This is a genomic window from Pseudomonas sp. PA-6-3C, from assembly GCF_021605825.1.
Lineage (GTDB): Bacteria > Pseudomonadota > Gammaproteobacteria > Pseudomonadales > Pseudomonadaceae > Aquipseudomonas > Aquipseudomonas edaphica.
In genome coordinates, this window is record NZ_WKDV01000019.1 from 73,306 (window position 1) to 91,181 (window position 17,876).

Genomic DNA, 17,876 nt, shown 5'->3' on the forward strand with positions numbered 1-17,876 from the left:
AGCGCGCGGCGCCCCGGCGCCGCGCTCTCAGGATGGAGCAGCAGATGCCGCGTTTTTCCCATTTGATCGCCTGTGCTTCACAGGTGTTGTTCGTTTCGGCAGGAGCCCACGTCATGGCGAGCAGTCTGGTTTTACCCACCACCGCGCAATTGGCCGGCCATTGGCAATTGCAGCAACAGGACCAAGTGTGTGCGCTCGACCTGTTGGATGAGCCCAACGCCGTGGCCGGTGATGTCGCCTGCGCCGAGCTATGGCTGAGGGAAAAGCCCCTGACTTGGTCGCCGACCCCGGACGGTATCTGGCTGTTTAATGCAGAGGGCAGCGGGATTATTCATTTGAATCGCGAGAAAGACGGTGAATACAAAGGGCGCACGCCTTCAATACCGGAAGTTGTGCTGCAACGAACACCTTAATTAAAAAGTTATAAGCTTATAACAAGAGTTTAATAGTTGGCCGCCCACTTCAGGGCACGGGCAACTATTGCGCGTCATTGGCTTCGGGGAAGAACAGACACTATGGCGAAGTCCAATGTGGTTGCGCCCTTATTTAGGGCGCTGGGTGAATACAAGGGTATTTTGATCAGCATCGGCTGCTTTACCGCCTTGATTAACCTGTTGATGCTGGTGCCGTCGATTTACATGCTGCAAGTGTACGACCGTGTGTTGTCCTCCCAGAATGAAACCACCCTGGTGATGTTGACGCTGATGGTCGTGGGTTTCTTTGTCTTCATCGGCACGCTGGAAGTACTGCGCAGTTTTGTCGTGATTCGCATCGGCAGCCAGTTGGAGCGGCGCTTCAACTTGCGCGTGTACAAAGCCGCGTTTGAACGCAACCTGCAACGCGGGCAGGGGCATGCCGGGCAATCGCTGGGCGATTTGACCGTGATCCGCCAATTCATCACCGGGCCTGCGTTGTTCGCGTTCTTCGATGCGCCGTGGTTTCCCATCTACCTGTTTGTGATTTTCCTGTTCAACGTGTGGCTGGGCGTGTTGGCCACGGCGGGCGCTGTGTTGTTGATCGCGCTGGCGTGCCTGAATGAATACCTGACCAAAAAACCACTGGGCGAGGCGGGTGTTTTTTCCCAACAATCAACCCAGCTGGCTACCAGCCACCTGCACAACGCCGAGACCATCCAGGCCATGGGCATGCTCGGCGCGTTGCGTAAACGCTGGTTCGCGGTGCATTCGCAGTTCCTCGGGTTTCAGAACCGGGCCAGCGACACCGGCTCGGTGATTACCTCGCTGAGCAAATCCCTGCGCCTGTGCCTGCAATCCTTGGTGCTGGGCCTGGGCGCCTTTCTGGTGATCAAGGGCGAGATGACCGCCGGGATGATGATCGCCGGGTCCATCCTGATGGGCCGTGTACTCAGCCCTATCGACCAATTGATTGCGGTGTGGAAGCAGTGGAGTTCGGCCAAGCTGGCTTACCAACGCCTTGACGACCTGCTGCGTGAATACCCACCCGAAGCCGAGCAAATGGCGTTGCCGGCGCCCAAGGGCCAGGTGAGTTTCGAGCACGTCAGCGCCGGCCCGCCGGGGCGGCGTGTGGCGACCTTGCAACAGGTCAGTTTCAACCTCGGCGCCGGTGAAGTGCTGGGCGTGCTCGGTGCTTCGGGTTCGGGCAAATCGACCCTGGCCCGTGTGCTGGTTGGCGTGTGGCCAACCCTGGCCGGCACCGTGCGCCTGGACGGCGCGGATATCCATCGCTGGAACCGCGACGACCTCGGCCCGCATATCGGCTACTTGCCCCAGGACATCGAACTGTTCAGCGGCAGCATCGCCGACAACATTGCGCGCTTTTGTGAAGCCGACCCGGAGCTGGTGGTGAAAGCCGCGCAACAGGCCGGTGTGCATGAGTTGATCCTGCGTCTGCCGCAAGGCTACGACACCGTGTTGGGCGACAACGGTGGCGGCCTCTCCGGCGGCCAGAAGCAGCGGGTGGCCCTGGCGCGTGCGCTGTATGGCGCGCCGCGTTTGATCGTGCTGGATGAACCCAACTCCAACCTCGACACCGTGGGCGAGGCCGCCCTGGCCAGTGCCATCGTGCAGATGAAAGCCCAGGGCAGCAGCGTGGTGCTGGTCACCCACCGCTCCTCGGCGTTGGCCCAGGCCGACAAGTTGCTGGTGCTCAGTGAAGGCCAATTGCAGGCCTTCGGCCCCAGCCAGGAAGTGCTGCGCGCGTTGTCGGGCCAGCAACAGCAGGAAGCGCCACGGGAAAAGGCCGGTGTGAGCCTTAGCCGTCAGTACCAGACCGGAAGGAATCCAGGCGCATGAGCAGCCTTACTGTAGAGCCCCGCTTTAAAGAACGTGATGCCGGTTTTTTCGTAAAGATGGGCTGGTGGTTGACGATTGTCGGCGCCGGTGGTTTTTTCCTTTGGGCCAGCCTCGCGCCCTTGGACCAGGGCATCCCGGTGCAAGGCACGGTGGTGGTCTCGGGCAAGCGCAAGGCCGTGCAAACCTTCAGCCCTGGGGTGGTCAGCCGGATCCTGGTGAAGGAGGGCGAGTTGGTCAAACAGGGCCAGCCGCTGTTTCGCCTCGACCAGACCCAGAACCAGGCCGACGTGCAGTCGCTGCAAGCCCAGTACCGCATGGCCTGGGCCAGCGTGGCACGCTGGCAGAGCGAGCGTGATAACCAGGCAGCAATTACCTTTCCCGTTGAGCTGAGCGCCAATCCCGATCCGGCTTTGGCGTTGGTGCTGGAAGGCCAGCGCCAATTGTTCAGCAGCCGCCGCGAAGCCTTTGCCCGCGAGCAGGCCGGGATCCGCGCCAATATCGATGGCGCCACCTCGCAACTGAGTGGCATGCGCCGCGCGCGCACCGACCTGTCCGCCCAGGCGCAATCGCTGCGTGATCAACTCGCCAACCTGCAACCGTTGGCCGACAACGGCTATATCCCGCGCAACCGCTTGCTGGACTACCAGCGCCAACTGTCCCAGGTGCAACAGGACCTGGCGCAGAACAGCGGAGAAAGCGGACGCGTGGAGCAGGGCATTCTCGAGTCACGCCTCAAATTGCAACAGCACAGTGAGGAATATCAAAAAGAGGTGCGCAGCCAACTGGCCGACGCGCAACTGCGCAGCCTGACCCTGGAGCAGCAACTGACCTCGGCGGGCTTTGATTTGCAGCACAGCGAGATCAATGCGCCAGCCGATGGCATTGCAGTCAACCTCAGTGTGCACACCGAGGGCGCCGTGGTGCGCGCCGGTGAGACTCTGCTGGAGATCGTGCCCCAGGGCACGCGCCTGGAGGTGGAAGGGCGCCTGCCGGTGCATCTAGTCGATAAAGTGGGCACCCACCTGCCGGTCGATATCCTCTTCACTGCCTTCAACCAGAGCCGCACCCCGCGCGTGCCGGGCGAAGTCAGCCTGATTTCGGCCGACCAGATGCTCGATGAAAAGACCGGCCAGCCTTACTACGTGCTGCGCACCACGGTCAGCGAGGCTGCATTGGAAAAACTCCACGGCCTGGTGATCAAACCGGGCATGCCCGCCGAGATGTTTGTACGCACCGGCGAACGCTCCTTGCTCAACTACCTGTTCAAACCGCTGCTCGATCGCGCCGGTTCTGCGTTGACTGAGGAATGAGCATGCGCGTTGTGTTCATTTCGTTGATGTTGGTGTGCGGCGTTTCCCAGGCAGCCATGGGGCCGTTTGATGTGTACGAGCAGGCATTGCGTAACGATCCGGTGTTTCTGGGCGCCATCAAGGAACGCGACGCGGGCCTGGAAAACCGCACCATTGGCCGTGCCGGGCTGCTGCCGCGGCTGTCGTACAACTACAACAAGGGCCGCAACAACTCCGAGGCGCACCTGCCGGACGGGCGCGGCGGCAGTTATCGCGACGACCGCAACTACAACAGCTATGGCTCGACCTTCAGCTTGCAACAGCCGTTGTTCGACTACGAAGCCTATGCCAACTATCGCAAGGGCGTGGCCCAGGCGCTGTTCGCCGATGAAAGCTTTCGCGACAAGAGCCAGGCGCTGCTGGTGCGGGTGCTGAGCTATTACACCCAGGCGCTGTTTGCCCAGGACCAGATCGACATCGCCCGCGCCAAGAAAAAGGCCTACGAGCAGCAGTTCCAGCAGAACCAGCACCTGTTCCAACAGGGCGAAGGCACGCGCACCGACATTCTCGAAGCCGAGTCGCGCTATGAGCTGGCTACCGCCGAAGAGATCCAGGCGCTGGACGAGCAGGACGCGTCGTTGCGCGAGCTGGGGGCGTTGATCGGCGTGCAAAGCGTCGACATCCACGACCTGGCGCCGCTGAACCAGAGCTTTGCTGCCTTCATCCTGACCCCGGCCAACTACGACACCTGGCATGAACTGGCGCTGAGCAATAACCCCACGCTGGCGTCCCAGCGCCAGGCCGTGGAAGTCGCGCGTTATGAAGTGGAGCGCAACCGCGCCGGGCATTTGCCCAAGATCACCGCGTATGCCAGCTCGCGTAAACAGGAGTCCGACAGCGGCAACACCTACAACCAGCGCTACGACACCAACACCATCGGTGTCGAAGTAAGCCTGCCGCTGTACGCCGGTGGCGGTATCTCCGCCTCCACCCGTCAGGCCAGCCGTGGCATGGAACAGGCCGAGTACGAACTGGAAGGCAAGACCCGCGAAACCCTGATCGAACTGCGCCGCCAGTTCAGTGCGTGCCTGTCGGGGGTGAGCAAATTGCGTGCGTACCAAAAGGCCCTGACCTCGGCCGAAGCGCTGGTGGTGTCGACCAAGCAAAGCATCCTCGGTGGCGAGCGGGTCAACCTCGACGCACTGAACGCCGAGCAGCAGCTGTACAGCACCCGTCGCGACCTGGCCCAGGCCCGCTACGACTACCTGATGGCCTGGACCAAATTGCACTACTACGCGGGCAACTTGCGCGACACCGACCTGGCGAAAGTCGATGAGGCTTTCGGCCCGGTGAAATGAGCATCCATAAGAAGAATAAGGAGGGGTTAGATGATCACCCATTCACCACGTTTCAAACCGTTTACCGCAGGCTCGTTACTCCTGTTGTCCGTTGCGGCACAGGCGGCCTATACCGAAAACGGCCAAGCGGGTAACCCCGCCAGTTGGCGCTCCGCCGAGTTCCAGAGCGACTGGGGCCTGGGGCGCATGAAGGCGGATGAAGCCTATGCGGCCGGTATCACCGGCAGCGGGGTCAAAGTCGGCGCGCTGGATTCGGGTTTTGACCCCAACCACCCTGAAGCTTCCAAAGACCGCTACCACGCTGTCACCGCCAGCGGCACCTACGTCGATGGCAAGCCGTTCAGCACCACCGGCGCACTCAACCCCAACAATGATTCCCACGGCACCCATGTCACCGGCACCATGGGCGCAGCCCGTGATGGCGTGGGCATGCACGGTGTGGCCTACAACGCGCAAATCTACGTGGGCAACACCAACGCCAACGACAGCTTCCTGTTTGGCCCGACCCCGGACCCCAAGTATTTCAAGGCGGTGTACACCGCGCTGGTGGATTCCGGCGTGCGCGCCATCAACAACAGCTGGGGCAGCCAGCCCAAGGATGTCAGTTACCAGACCCTCGGCGACCTGCACGCCGCCTATGCGCAGCATTACAACCAGGGCACCTGGCTGGATGCCGCGGCGGATGTGGCCAAGGCCGGGGTGATCAACGTGTTCAGCGCCGGCAACAGCGGGTATGCGAATGCCAGCGTGCGCTCGGCCTTGCCGTATTTCCAGCCGGAACTAGAAGGCCACTGGCTGGCGGTGTCCGGCCTGGATAAAGCCAATAACCAGAAATACAACAAGTGCGGAATCGCCAAATACTGGTGCATCTCTACGCCTGGCGCGCTGATCAACAGCACCATTCCCGATGGCGGTTATGGGGTCAAGTCCGGCACCTCGATGTCGGCACCGCATGCCACCGGCGCGCTGGCGCTGGTGATGGAGCGCTACCCGTACATGACCAATGAGCAGGCGTTGCAGGTACTGTTGACCACTGCCACGCAACTCGATGGCTCTGCCACTCAAGCACCGAATACCATCGTCGGCTGGGGCGTGCCGGACCTTGGCCGAGCGATGCATGGCCCGGGGCAATTGCTTGGCAACATGAACGTCAACCTCGCGGCCGGGCAGGGCGATGTGTGGAGCAACGGCATCTCCGACCAAGCGTTGGTTCAACGCCAGGCCGAAGACCGCGCCGAGCACAGTGCCTGGCAGCAAACCTTGATCGACAAGGGCTGGCAGAACGGCGTGGGCGCAAATGCCAGCCAACAGGACCAGACCGATTACGCCGTTGGCACTGCCCGTGATCAGGCCGCAGCCAACCGCGTGTATGAAGGCAGCCTGATCAAATCCGGCGCCGGCAGCCTGGTGCTCAGCGGCTACAGCACGTATCGCGGTGCCACCAGCGTGAATGGCGGCCTGTTGGCAGTCAACGGTTCGCTGACCTCGGCGGTGACCGTCAACAACAGCGGCACCCTCGGCGGCTCCGGGCGCATCGGCGCCTTGAGCGTCAACAGCGGCGGCACCGTGGCACCGGGTAATTCGGTAGGCACCTTGCAGGTAGCCGGTGATGTGAACCTGGGCGCAGGCTCCACCTATGCGGTGGAACTCACGCCCACCAGCAGCGACCGCATCGTCGCAGGCGGCAAAGCCGTGCTGGGCGGCGGCACCGTGACCCTGGCGCTGGAAAACAGCCCCACACTGCTCAGCCAGAGCCAAGTGCAAAGCCTGATCGGCCGCCAGTACACCATCCTCCAGGCGGCGGGCGGCGTTCAGGGCCAGTTTGGCCAGGTGCTGCCGAACTACCTGTTCCTCGGCGGCACCCTTGATTACGCCGCCAACGGCGTGCAGTTGGATGTGGGGCGCAATAACGCTGCGTTCGCCAGCGTTGCCGCCACGCGCAACCAGCGCAGTGTCGCGGCGGCGGCCGAGCAGTTGGGCGCCGGCAACCCGGTGTATGAAAGCCTGTTGCAGTCGGACTCGGTGGTCACGGCCCGCCAGGGCTTGCAGCAACTGTCGGGTGAGATCTACCCGGCGATTGGCGCGATGCTGATCAACGACAGCCTACAACTGCGCGATGCTGTAGGTGAACGCCTGCGCCATGTGCCCGTGAACGGCGAAAGCAACCTGTGGATCAAGGCCCTTGGCGCCTGGGGCAAGACCGACAGCCGCAGCGAAACGGCAGGCTCGACCACCTCGATTGGCGGTTTGCTCGCCGGTGTGGACGGCGCGCTGGACGAGCAGACCCGCGTGGGTGTGGTTGCCGGCTACAGCGACAGTTCGCTGAACATGGGCAGTGGCACGCACTCGTCGGCGTCCATCGACAGTTACCACTTCGGCGCGTATGCCGGGCGTGAACTGGGCGACTGGCGCGTCAGCGTGGGTGGTGCCTACAGCTGGCATCGCGGCGACGTAAAGCGTGACCTGCAGTACGGCGAAGTCAGCGGCAAGCAAAAGACCAAGCTGGATGCGCGCACGGCGCAGTTGTTCACTGAAGCTGCGTACCGCATTCACCTGCAACCGCTGGCGCTGGAGCCGTTCGCCAACCTGGCCTATGTACACCTGGACAGTGATTCCTTTCATGAAAAAGGCGCTGCGGCGGCGCTGGAACGTGGCAGCGATCGGCGCGATGCGGTGCTCAGCACCCTCGGTGTGCGGGCCTTGAAAACCCTGCCTCTGAATGACCATCAGCAGCTCGAACTGTCCGGTTCGCTGGGCTGGCAGCACAGCCTGACGGCGGTTGAATCCGAAGAACACTTGGCGTTTGTCGCCGGCGGGCCGTCCTTTGCCGTGCGCAGTTCGCCGTTGTTGCGTGATGCCGCGCTGGTCGGTGTGCAGGCCAGCCTGGCGCTGAGCAAGGCCACGCGGGTCAACCTGGATTACAACGGCCAGTTGGGTGGGCGTGCGAACACCCAAGGCGTGGGGCTGAGCCTGAACTGGCAGTTCTAAACACGCCGCAGCGATGATCGTTCCCACGCTTTGCGTGGGAATGCCTCTTGTGACGCTCTGCGTCACGCTTTGGACGCAGAGCGTCCTGGGCTGCATTCCCACGCGGAGCGTGGGAACGATCAGGTTGGATTTCCAAAAAAGTGCAATAAGAAAACTAAGGAAGGTCACCGTGAACAAACGCAAACCAGGGTTAAATACCGCCACTCACACAGGCCCGGGCTACCCGCTCAAGGCTTTGAGCTGCGTGCCATACGGCGCGTTGCTGTGCTGCCTGGCAAGTCTGGGGACCGCCCAGGCCGCACCCTATGTGGAAACCGGCAAACTGGGCGATGCCGCCAGTTGGCGCAGCAACGAGTTCAAGGCCGATTGGGGGCTGGGCGCCATCCATTCAGACACTGCGTATGCCGCCGGCTACACCGGCAAAGGCGTCAAGCTGGGCATCTTTGACCAGCCGGTGTATGCGCAGCACCCGGAGTTCGCCAGCCCCAACAAGGTGGTGACGATTGTCACCGAGGGCATCCGCCAATACACCGACCCGTATATCCCGGTGAAGGCCGGCGATGCGTTCCGCTATGACGGCACGCCGTCCAAGGACTCCAACGGCAAGCTGGGTAACCACGGCACCCACGTCGGCGGGATTGCCGCCGGTAACCGTGACGGCGGGCCGATGCATGGCGTGGCGTTCAATGCGCAGATCCTCAGCGCCGAAAACGGCGACCCAGGCCCGGAAGACGGGATCATCCTCGGCAACGACGGCGCGGTGTACAAGGCCGGTTGGGATGGGCTGGTGGCCAGCGGCGCACGCATCATCAACAACAGCTGGGGCATCGGCATTGGCGATCAATACGCCAAGGGCGGCCGCGATCCGGCGTACCCCAACTTCACGGTCAATGAAGCCCAGGCGCAGTTCAACAACATCCGGCCGATCCTCGGCACGCTTGCCGGCGGCGCCTACCAAGGCGCAATCGATGCGGCCCGCAGCGGCGTGCTGACCATCTTTGCCGCCGGTAACGACTACAACCGCAACAACCCGGACGCGATGTCGGGTCTTGCGTACTTTGTGCCGGAAATTGCACCGAACTGGCTGTCGGTAGCCGCCTTGCAGCAAAACCCGGACACCGCGAGTGCCAACCCGTATGTGATCAGCACCTTCTCGTCACGTTGCGGTTATGCGGCGAGCTTCTGTGTGTCGGCACCCGGTACCAAAATCTTCAGTTCGATCATCAACGGCACCGACCTGAGCAACCTGACCACCGACTGGGCCAACAAAAACGGCACCTCCATGGCTGCGCCCCATGTGGCCGGCGCAGCGGCGGTGCTGATGGAGCGCTTCCCGTACATGAGCGGCGAGCAGGTCGCCACCGTGCTCAAAACCACCGCCACCGACCTTGGCGCGCCGGGCATCGACGCGCTGTATGGCTGGGGCATGATCAACCTGGGCAAAGCAGTCAACGGGCCAGGGATGTTCGTGACCGCTGAGGATATTCCTGCTGAGTTCCGTATCGATGGCGCCTATGGCAGCAGCCAGTTTGTCGCCGACCTGCCAGGCATTGGTGCGGTGGTGGATGCCGGTAAACCGACCCAGCGTCTGTGCACCGACGTGCATTGCGGCCTGGATGTGTGGAGCAATGACATTTCCGGCCATGGCGGCCTGACCAAGCAAGGCATCGGTACGTTGGTGCTGAGCGGCACCAACACCTACAGCGGGCCGACCCTGGTCAACCAGGGCTTGCTGGCGATTAATGGCTCGGTCACTTCCGACGTTACCGTCAGCCAGGCCGGCGTGCTCGGTGGCTCGGGCCGTATCGGCTCGCTGACTGCCAAAAGCGGCGGCACCGTGGCGCCGGGCAACTCCATCGGCACCTTGAATGTGGCAGGCAATGTCACCTTTGATGCGGGTTCGACCTACGCGGTTGAGCTGTCGCCCACCAGCAGCGACCGCATTGTGGCCGGCGGCACCGCCACGCTCAATGGCGGTACCGTGACCCTGGCCCTGGAGAACAGCCCGACGCTGCTAACCAACGCACAGGCGCAAAGCCTGATTGGCCGCCAGTACAACATCCTGCAAGCCGCAGGCGGTATTACCGGCAGCTTCGGCGCGGTGCTGCCGAACTACCTGTTTATCGGCGGCACGCTGAACTATGCCGCCAACGGCGTGCAACTGGACGTGGCACGCACCAACAGCTTCGCCAGTGTGGCGGTCACGCCGAACCAGCGTGCGGTCGCGGCAGCGGCGGACCAATTGGGCGCCGGCAATGCGGTGTATGAAAGCCTGTTGCTGGCGCCCAATGCGGCCTCGGCCCAAGGCGCGTTCCAGCAGCTCTCCGGCGAAATCTACCCGGCGCTGCAAAGTGCGTTAATCAACGACAGCCGTTACGTGCGCGAAGCCGTTGGCGAACGCCTGCGCAATGGCGAGATGGGCGCCAGCAGCGAAACCATCGACAGCCGTGGCAACGTGTGGGTCAAGGCCTTGGGCGCGTGGGGCAAGACCGACAGCCGCAGCGACACCGCGGGCTACACCACGTCGCTGGGCGGCATGCTCGCCGGTGTGGATGGCGCACTGGATGACTCGACGCGTATCGGTTTGGTCGCTGGCTACAGTGACACCTCCTTGAACATGGGCAACGACACCCATTCCCGTGCCTCGGTCGACAGCTACCACTTCGGTGCCTATGCCGGGCATGAAATCGGTGCCTTGCGCCTGAGCGGTGGGGCGACCTACAGCTGGCATCGCGCCGATGTGAAGCGTGACCTGCAATACGGTGATGTGGCCGGCAAGCAGAAGGTCAAAGTGGACGCGAGCAGCACCCAGGTGTTTGGTGAGGCGGCTTACCGCGTCAACCTGCAACCGCTGGCCCTGGAGCCATTCGCCAACCTGGCCTATGTGCATCTGGACACTGATGGGTTCACCGAAAAGGGTGACGCCGCCGCGCTCAAAGGCCATGACGACACCCGCGATGTGGTGCTGAGCACCCTGGGCGTGCGCGCCTTGAAGACCTTTAACGTGAACGATCACCAGCAACTGGAAGTGTCCGGCACCCTGGGCTGGCAGCACAACCTGAGCAGCACCGATTCCGAGCAGCACCTGGCGTTCGCCTCGGGCGGCCCTGCGTTCGCAGTGGAAAGTGCGCCGATGGTGCGCGACGCCGCGTTGGTCGGTGCGCGGGTCAGCCTGGCGCTGAGCAAGGATGCACGGGTCAATTTTGATTACAACGGCCTGTTGGCCAGCAAGGACAAGGTCCACGGGGTGGGGTTGAGCCTCGACTGGGCGTTCTAAAAGGCTTCACACCTTGTATGGGTTTGGGCTTATGTGGGAGCCGGGCTTGCCCGCGATGCAGACACCTCGGTCGGTCAGTTGTACCGAGGTGAGGCTATCGCAGGCAAGCCAGCTCCCACATAGGCTCACTCACCACGAGGGCCACACGTGTTTTCGCTTTCTCTACAAATCCAACAACAGAGAGGCACTACCATGGGTATCTTTGACTATAAAAACCTCGGCACCGAGGGCTCCAAAACACTGTTCGCCGATGCCATGGCGATCACGCTGTATTCCTACCACAACCTGGACAACGGCTTTGCCGTGGGTTACCAGCACAACGGCCTGGGGCTTGGCTTGCCGGCCACGCTGGTGGGGGCGTTGCTGGGCAGTACTAATTCGCAAGGGGTGATCCCGGGGATTCCCTGGAACCCCGACTCGGAAAAGGCCGCGCTTGAGGCGGTGCAAAAAGCCGGCTGGACGCCTATCAGCGCCAGTGACCTGGGCTATGGCGGCAAGGTCGATGCGCGCGGCACCTTCTTTGGCGAAAAAGCCGGTTACACCACCGCCCAGGTCGAGGTGCTGGGCAAGTACGATGACGCCGGCAAACTGCTCGAAATCGGCATCGGCTTTCGTGGCACGTCGGGGCCACGGGAAAGCTTGATCACAGATTCCATCGGCGACGTGATCAGCGATCTGCTGGCGGCCTTCGGCCCCAAGGATTATGCAAAGAACTATGCGGGCGAAGCCTTTGGCGGCTTGCTCAAGAATGTCGCCGACTATGCCGGCGCCCATGGCCTGAGCGGCAAGGACGTGGTGGTCAGCGGCCACAGCCTGGGCGGGCTGGCGGTCAACAGCATGGCGGATTTGAGCAACAACAAATGGTCGGGGTTCTACAAGGACGCCAACTACGTGGCCTATGCCTCACCGACCCAGAGCGCGGGCGATAAAGTGCTCAATATCGGCTACGAAAACGACCCGGTGTTCCGCGCGCTCGACGGCTCATCCTTCAACCTGTCGTCCCTGGGCGTGCACGACAAACCCCACGAGTCGACCACCGACAATATCGTCAGCTTCAACGACCACTACGCCTCGACGTTGTGGAATATCCTGCCGTTTTCGATCGTCAACCTGCCGACCTGGGTCTCACATTTGCCCACCGGTTATGGCGACGGCATGACGCGCATCCTCGAGTCCGGCTTTTACGACCAGATGACCCGCGACTCCACAGTGATTGTCGCCAACCTGTCCGACCCGGCGCGGGCTACCACCTGGGTGCAGGACCTTAACCGCAATGCCGAACCGCACAAGGGCAACACATTCATTATCGGCAGCCACGGCAATGACCTGATCCAGGGCGGCAAGGGCGCAGACTTTATCGAAGGTGGCAAAGGCAATGACACAATCCGCGACAACAGCGGGCATAACACCTTCCTGTTCAGCGGCCATTTTGGCAATGATCGGGTGATTGGCTACCAAACCACGGACAAGCTGGTGTTCCAGAATGTGGAGGGCAGCACCGACCTGCGTGACCATGCCAAAGTGGTCGGCGCAGACACGGTGCTGACCTTTGGCGCCGACTCGGTGACCCTGGTCGGCGTCGGGCACGGCGGCCTGTGGGCGGATGGCGTCAGCATCGGCTGATCAGTGCCAGTGTTGCCCCCGCCAGCCGCCACCATAGTACGGCCGGTGGGGGTAGCCGTAGCCATAGCTGTAAACATGATGTGGGTAGTAATAAGGCCGTGGGGCGTAACCCCAATGCCCGTAATAAACCGGCGGCGGCGGGGGAGCAACTACGATGACCCGCGGCGGCTGACGAATGATGATGGTATCGGCAAACGCCGGCGCGCTGGCCAGCGCCGCCAGGCTCAGGGGGATGAGTAACAGCGCGCGTACCGTCCGGGACATGAGTGCCATGGCCGTCTTTCTCCGTTCTACCGCCTTCGAAGATGAAGGCGGCTTATCGGTTGAACGCCGGGTTGGCGAAAATCCTTCGGTAAATAAATCTTCACCGACCAGCGGCGCAACGCTGCGACGGGTCCGGCAGGCCTCACGCGTTTAATCACTACCCGCGAGCTGTTTCGCGCGTCATGTGAGGAACCGAACATGTCCCGACTTCGATTGCTGCTGTGCGCCTTGGTGCTACTGGGCTTGGGCGGGTGCGCGGTGTACCCGGCCTATCCTGGCCCATGCTGCTACCGGCCGTACTACCACTCGTATTACTACCATCCCTACTATCACCCGTATTACCACCCGTACTACCGGTACTGATCGTTCCCATGCTCTGCGTCACGCTTTGGGACGCGAAGCGTCCTGGGCTGCATTCCCACGCGGAGCGTGGGAACGATCAAACAAAAAGCCCCGCATTGCGGGGCTTTTTATGTTCAGGCGATTGCTTTCACTTTTCGCTGCGTACCGTCGCAACGTCATCAGCCTTGATGCGGATGTGCTTGCCGGCGATGTCGGTGAATTCATAGAACCCATCGGCTGTCTTGGTCTTGGGGGTGTCCTTGGTCAAATACTGCGTGCCATTTTGCAATGTCACTACGGTTTGCGTGGAGCAACCGGCCATTAGCAGAAAAGTGAGTGCAACCAGCGGCAGACCCAAATTCTTCATGTTCATTACCCTTACCTTTAACCCTGAAAAGTCCCGCGCCTAAGGCTTCGGGCCACAAATGTTACGCCATCAACTGTCCTATCTGATCACTTTTATACAAAAAGTTGCGTGGGCCATTTATCTATTACTGATTGCAACAGCCCGCCGCTGGCGGCACTCTGTATGCATAACCAGTATTTGATCAGTGCGCGACATGGCCAATCCCCTCGACGATCCCTTGTATTACCTGCATAACTTCCGCCAAGTCCTGCTGTGGCTGGGGCAGCGTTATGCCGATTTGCTCGACCCGGATGAAATGCAGTTTATTCAGCAATTTGACAGGTTACCGCAGCCGTCCCAGGCGTTATTGGTGCGCATGGTGATGCGCAAGGGCGCGCATTTTCGTGCGAGCAAACTCAATTACCTCGAAATTGGCTGCACTCACGCGGCGGCGCTTGCACTGGTGCAGCAGGGCTGGGTGGCTCAGCAGAGCCAACTGGGTTTTGATGAGCTGTTCGCACTGCTGCAAAAAGGCGAAATCCTCGCCGCCTTCGCGCCGTGGATTGACCAGCCCAAAGGCAAGAAGGCCGACTGGCTGGAAGGGCTGGCGGCGCAGTTCACTGAGTCACGCAGCTTTGCCCAGTGGTGCCCCGAACTGAGCGACACGCTCTACAGCCTCACCGTGATGGACCTGTGCGACCGCCTGCGGCTGATGTTCTTCGGCAACCTGCACCAGGATTGGTCGGAGTTCGTGCTGGCTGACCTGGGCATCTACACCTACGAAAAAGTCGAGTTCTGCGCCGAATCCCGTGGCCTGCGTAGCCGTGACGATGTGCACGGTTTTCTGTTCCTGCACCAATGCCAGCAGGCCTTCGAAGCCGGCCAGGCGTTGGACGAGGTACTGGCGCAGATCGTGCTGCTTGCCACCGATAACCCGTGGCTGGAAAAACGTCGGGCTAAATTGCTGTTCCAGATCGGCCACTATTGCGAACGCAGTGCCGAGCTGGAATTGGCGGCGCAGATCTACCGTGATTGCACCTATCCCGGCGCGCGCTCGCGGTTGATTCGCGTGCTCGAACGCCAGGAGGATTACGCTCAAGCCATGGCCCTGGCGTGCGCGGCGCAGCAAGCACCGCAAAGCGCTGCCGAACAGCAACACCTGCTGCGCGTGCTGCCACGCCTGCGGCGCAAGCTCGGTGAACCGGCGCTGCCCAAGGTCAAGCCGCGTGAGGTCACGCGCCTGGACCTGGCGCTGGTGCAGGCGCCGCTGATGTCGGTGGAATCCTGCGTGCAGGCGCACCTGAGCGCGCCCGATGCGCCGGTGCATTACGTCGAAAATGGGCTGATCAATTCGCTGTTCGGGCTGTTGTGCTGGGAGGCGATTTTCGCGCCGCTGCCAGGGTCGTTTTTCCACCCGTTCCAGCGCGGGCCGGTGGACCTGCACAGCGAAGACTTTCATCAACGTCGGGCTGTGTTGTTCGCCGCGTGCTTCGAACAGCTTACGGATGAGCGTTACAAAACCACCATCCGCCAGCGCTACGTGGACAAATGGGGCATCCAGTCGCCGTTCGTGTTCTGGAACCTGCTCAGCGAAGAGCTGCTGGAGCAAGCCCTGACGTGCCTGCCGGCCGAACACCTGCGTTACTGGTTTGAACGCCTGCTGCTGGATATCCGCGCCAACCGCGCCGGCATGCCGGACCTGATCCAGTTCTGGCCGGCGCAAAAGACCTACCGCATGATCGAAGTCAAAGGCCCTGGTGACCGACTGCAGGACAACCAACTGCGCTGGCTGGAGTTCTGCGGCGAATACCAGATGCCGGTGACTGTCTGTTATGTGCGCTGGGCGCAAACCGCTTGAGCTATAGCGTTGCGGTGCGTGCGCTGTGCGAGTTCACGGCCAAGGTCGGCGACCTGGACCTGCGCTTTACGCCATCGCCCAGCGCCCAGGAAGGCATTATCGGCCATCGCACGGTGGCCTCACGACGCAGTGCCCATTACCAGAATGAAGTGGCCCTGGAAGGCGAATACCAGCAGCTCAAAGTGCGGGGCAGGGCAGACGGCTACGATCCGGACAGCAATCGCCTGGAAGAAGTCAAAACCTATCGCGGCGACCTCGACGCGCAACCCGCCAACCATCGCCAATTGCATTGGGCGCAGGTCAAGGTGTACGGCTGGCTGATGTGCCACAAACTCGGCCTGCAAGAGATCGACCTGGCGTTGGTGTACTTCGATATTGTTGGCGAAGGTGAAACCTTGCTGAACCAGCGCTTTCAAGCGGCCGACCTTGAGCAGTTCTTTAACCAGCAATGTGCGCTGTTCCTCGGCTGGGCACGCCAGGAAATGCAGCACCGCGCGGCGCGCAACGACGCCGCGCGGGCGCTGGCGTTTCCCCATGCGCAGTTTCGCACCGGCCAGCGTGCGTTGGCCGAGTCGGTCTACAAGGCCGTCAGCACGGGCCGCTGCCTGATGGCCCAGGCGCCTACCGGCATTGGCAAGACCGTCGGCACGATCTTCCCGCTGCTCAAGGCGTTGGCGCCGCAGCAGCTGGACAAGGTGTTCTTCCTCACCGCCAAGACGCCCGGGCGCAAGTTGGCCCTCGACGCCGCGCACGTGCTCTACACCAGCAGCCCCGATTTGCCGCTGCGCGTGCTCGAACTGGTGGCGCGTGACAAGGCCTGCGAGCACCTGGACAAAGCCTGTCACGGTGATTCCTGCCCGTTGGCCAAGGGCTTTTATGATCGCTTGCCGGCGGCACGCGTGGCGGCGTCCAAGGTGCGCCTGTTGGACCAGCGCAACCTGCGCGAGGTGGCGTTGGCCCATGACGTCTGCCCGTATTACCTGAGCCAGGAAATGGCGCGCTGGGCCGACCTGGTGGTCGCCGACTACAACTACTATTTCGACTTCGGCGCCATGCTGTTCGGCCTGGCCCAGTTGAACCAATGGCGCGCCGCCGTGCTGGTGGACGAAGCCCACAACCTGGTGGAGCGCGCCCGCTCGATGTACAGCGCCAGCCTTGATCAGTACAGCCTCAAGACCCTGCGCGACAGCGCGCCTGAGCCGTTGAAAAAACCGTTGCAGCGCCTGAACCGCGAATGGAATGCCGTGCACAAGGACCAAGTCGCACCGTACCAGGCCTACGCCAGCAAACCCGACAAGCTGCTGCAGGCCTTAAGCCTGTGCACCAGCGCCATGGGCGATTACTTCAACGACCACCCCGAGGCCCTCAGCGGCGACCTGCAAACCTTCTATTTCGAGGCGTTGCAGTTTGCCAAGGTGGCGGAGCTGTTCAATGAACACTTCATCTTCGATATCAGCAAGCGCCAGTTCGGCAAGCGCAGCGCCTCGACCCTGTGCCTGCGCAACGTGGTGCCCGCCGAATTCATCCGCCCCAGGCTGACCGCCGCCCGCAGCAGCGTGCTGTTCTCCGCCACCCTGAGCCCGCGCCACTATTACGCCGACTTGCTCGGATTGCCTGCCGATACTGCGTGGGTCGATGTGGAATCACCGTTCCAGGCCGAGCAACTGCAGGTGCGCATCGTCGATGCGATCTCCACGCGTTTTGTGCATCGCCAAGCCTCCTTGGCGCCGATTGTCGAGCTGATTGCCGAGCAATTTGCCACGCAACCGGGCAACTACCTGGCGTTTTTCTCAAGTTTTGATTACCTGCAACAAGTGGCGCAGTTGATGGCCGAGCGGCACCCGCAGATTGTGCTGTGGCTGCAGTCACGCGGCATGGCCGAAGCCGAACGCCAAGGGTTTCTGGACCAGTTCACCCAGCACAGCCGGGGCATTGGCTTTGCCGTGCTGGGCGGCGCGTTTGGCGAAGGCATCGATTTGCCCGGCACGCGCTTGATCGGCGCTTTTATCGCCACACTGGGCTTGCCGCAACTGAACCCGGTCAACGAGCAAATGAAAGCGCGCATGGGCGCGATTTTCGGCGCGGGCTATGACTACACCTATTTGTATCCGGGTATCCAGAAGGTCGTACAGGCGGCGGGACGGGTGATCCGCAGCCAGCAGGACCAAGGCGTGGTGATGTTGATCGATGACCGCTTTGGCGAGGCCCGTGTGCGGCAGTTGTTGCCGCGCTGGTGGGCGGTTGGGCGAGGTGCATAA

Annotated in this window: 12 protein-coding genes; 10 read left to right on the forward strand and 2 right to left on the reverse strand. The window is 61.9% G+C overall.

The window, feature by feature from the left end; all coding sequences use genetic code 11:
* The first annotated feature begins 44 nt into the window (after positions 1–44).
* The 7 genes from GIW48_RS14855 to GIW48_RS14885 all read left to right on the forward strand — a co-directional run bounded on the left by GIW48_RS14855 (position 45) and on the right by GIW48_RS14885 (position 12,808).
* Positions 45–413: a protease inhibitor Inh/omp19 family protein gene (locus GIW48_RS14855; protein ID WP_026013573.1), complete on the forward strand. Its 369-nt coding sequence runs from the start codon at positions 45–47 to the stop codon at positions 411–413.
* A 102-nt stretch (positions 414–515) separates the two neighbouring features.
* Positions 516–2,273: a type I secretion system permease/ATPase gene (locus tag GIW48_RS14860; protein WP_236460686.1), complete on the forward strand. Its 1,758-nt coding sequence runs from the start codon at positions 516–518 to the stop codon at positions 2,271–2,273.
* Complete coding sequence (locus GIW48_RS14865) at positions 2,270–3,583, forward strand: HlyD family type I secretion periplasmic adaptor subunit (RefSeq protein WP_236460685.1); 1,314 nt, start codon at positions 2,270–2,272, stop codon at positions 3,581–3,583. The genes GIW48_RS14860 and GIW48_RS14865 overlap by 4 nt, the downstream gene beginning before the upstream one ends.
* Positions 3,584–3,585: 2 nt before the next feature.
* Positions 3,586–4,920 (forward strand): TolC family outer membrane protein, encoded by a 1,335-nt coding sequence (locus GIW48_RS14870; protein ID WP_236460684.1) that lies wholly within the window; start codon positions 3,586–3,588, stop codon positions 4,918–4,920.
* 30 nt (positions 4,921–4,950) lie between these two features.
* Positions 4,951–7,908: an autotransporter serine peptidase EprS gene (gene eprS, locus GIW48_RS14875; protein ID WP_236460683.1), complete on the forward strand. Its 2,958-nt coding sequence runs from the start codon at positions 4,951–4,953 to the stop codon at positions 7,906–7,908.
* Positions 7,909–8,077: 169 nt separating this feature from the next.
* Positions 8,078–11,185 (forward strand): autotransporter outer membrane beta-barrel domain-containing protein, encoded by a 3,108-nt coding sequence (locus tag GIW48_RS14880; RefSeq protein WP_170037154.1) that lies wholly within the window; start codon positions 8,078–8,080, stop codon positions 11,183–11,185.
* Between the two features lie 192 nt (positions 11,186–11,377).
* Entirely contained in the window at positions 11,378–12,808 is a 1,431-nt protein-coding gene (locus tag GIW48_RS14885) for a polyurethane esterase (RefSeq protein WP_169985975.1), read from the forward strand.
* Here GIW48_RS14885 and GIW48_RS14890 read toward each other — a convergent pair whose 3' ends face one another.
* Positions 12,809–13,072 (reverse strand): hypothetical protein, encoded by a 264-nt coding sequence (locus GIW48_RS14890; protein WP_236460682.1) that lies wholly within the window; start codon positions 13,070–13,072, stop codon positions 12,809–12,811. It lies immediately after the preceding gene.
* 198 nt (positions 13,073–13,270) lie between these two features.
* Here GIW48_RS14890 and GIW48_RS14895 point away from each other — a divergent pair, with 198 nt between their 5' ends.
* Positions 13,271–13,435: a hypothetical protein gene (locus tag GIW48_RS14895; protein WP_164487936.1), complete on the forward strand. Its 165-nt coding sequence runs from the start codon at positions 13,271–13,273 to the stop codon at positions 13,433–13,435.
* A 127-nt stretch (positions 13,436–13,562) separates the two neighbouring features.
* Here GIW48_RS14895 and GIW48_RS14900 read toward each other — a convergent pair whose 3' ends face one another.
* The gene (locus tag GIW48_RS14900; RefSeq protein WP_017135598.1) at positions 13,563–13,787 is read right to left on the reverse strand and encodes a YgdI/YgdR family lipoprotein; all 225 of its coding nucleotides are present in this window, start codon (positions 13,785–13,787) and stop codon (positions 13,563–13,565) included.
* A gap of 187 nt (positions 13,788–13,974) precedes the next feature.
* On the opposite strand from GIW48_RS14900, the gene GIW48_RS14905 reads away from it, so the two are divergent.
* Positions 13,975–15,618 (forward strand): VRR-NUC domain-containing protein, encoded by a 1,644-nt coding sequence (locus tag GIW48_RS14905; RefSeq protein WP_236460681.1) that lies wholly within the window; start codon positions 13,975–13,977, stop codon positions 15,616–15,618.
* Complete coding sequence (locus GIW48_RS14910; protein WP_177033007.1) at positions 15,615–17,876, forward strand: ATP-dependent DNA helicase; 2,262 nt, start codon at positions 15,615–15,617, stop codon at positions 17,874–17,876. The genes GIW48_RS14905 and GIW48_RS14910 overlap by 4 nt, the downstream gene beginning before the upstream one ends.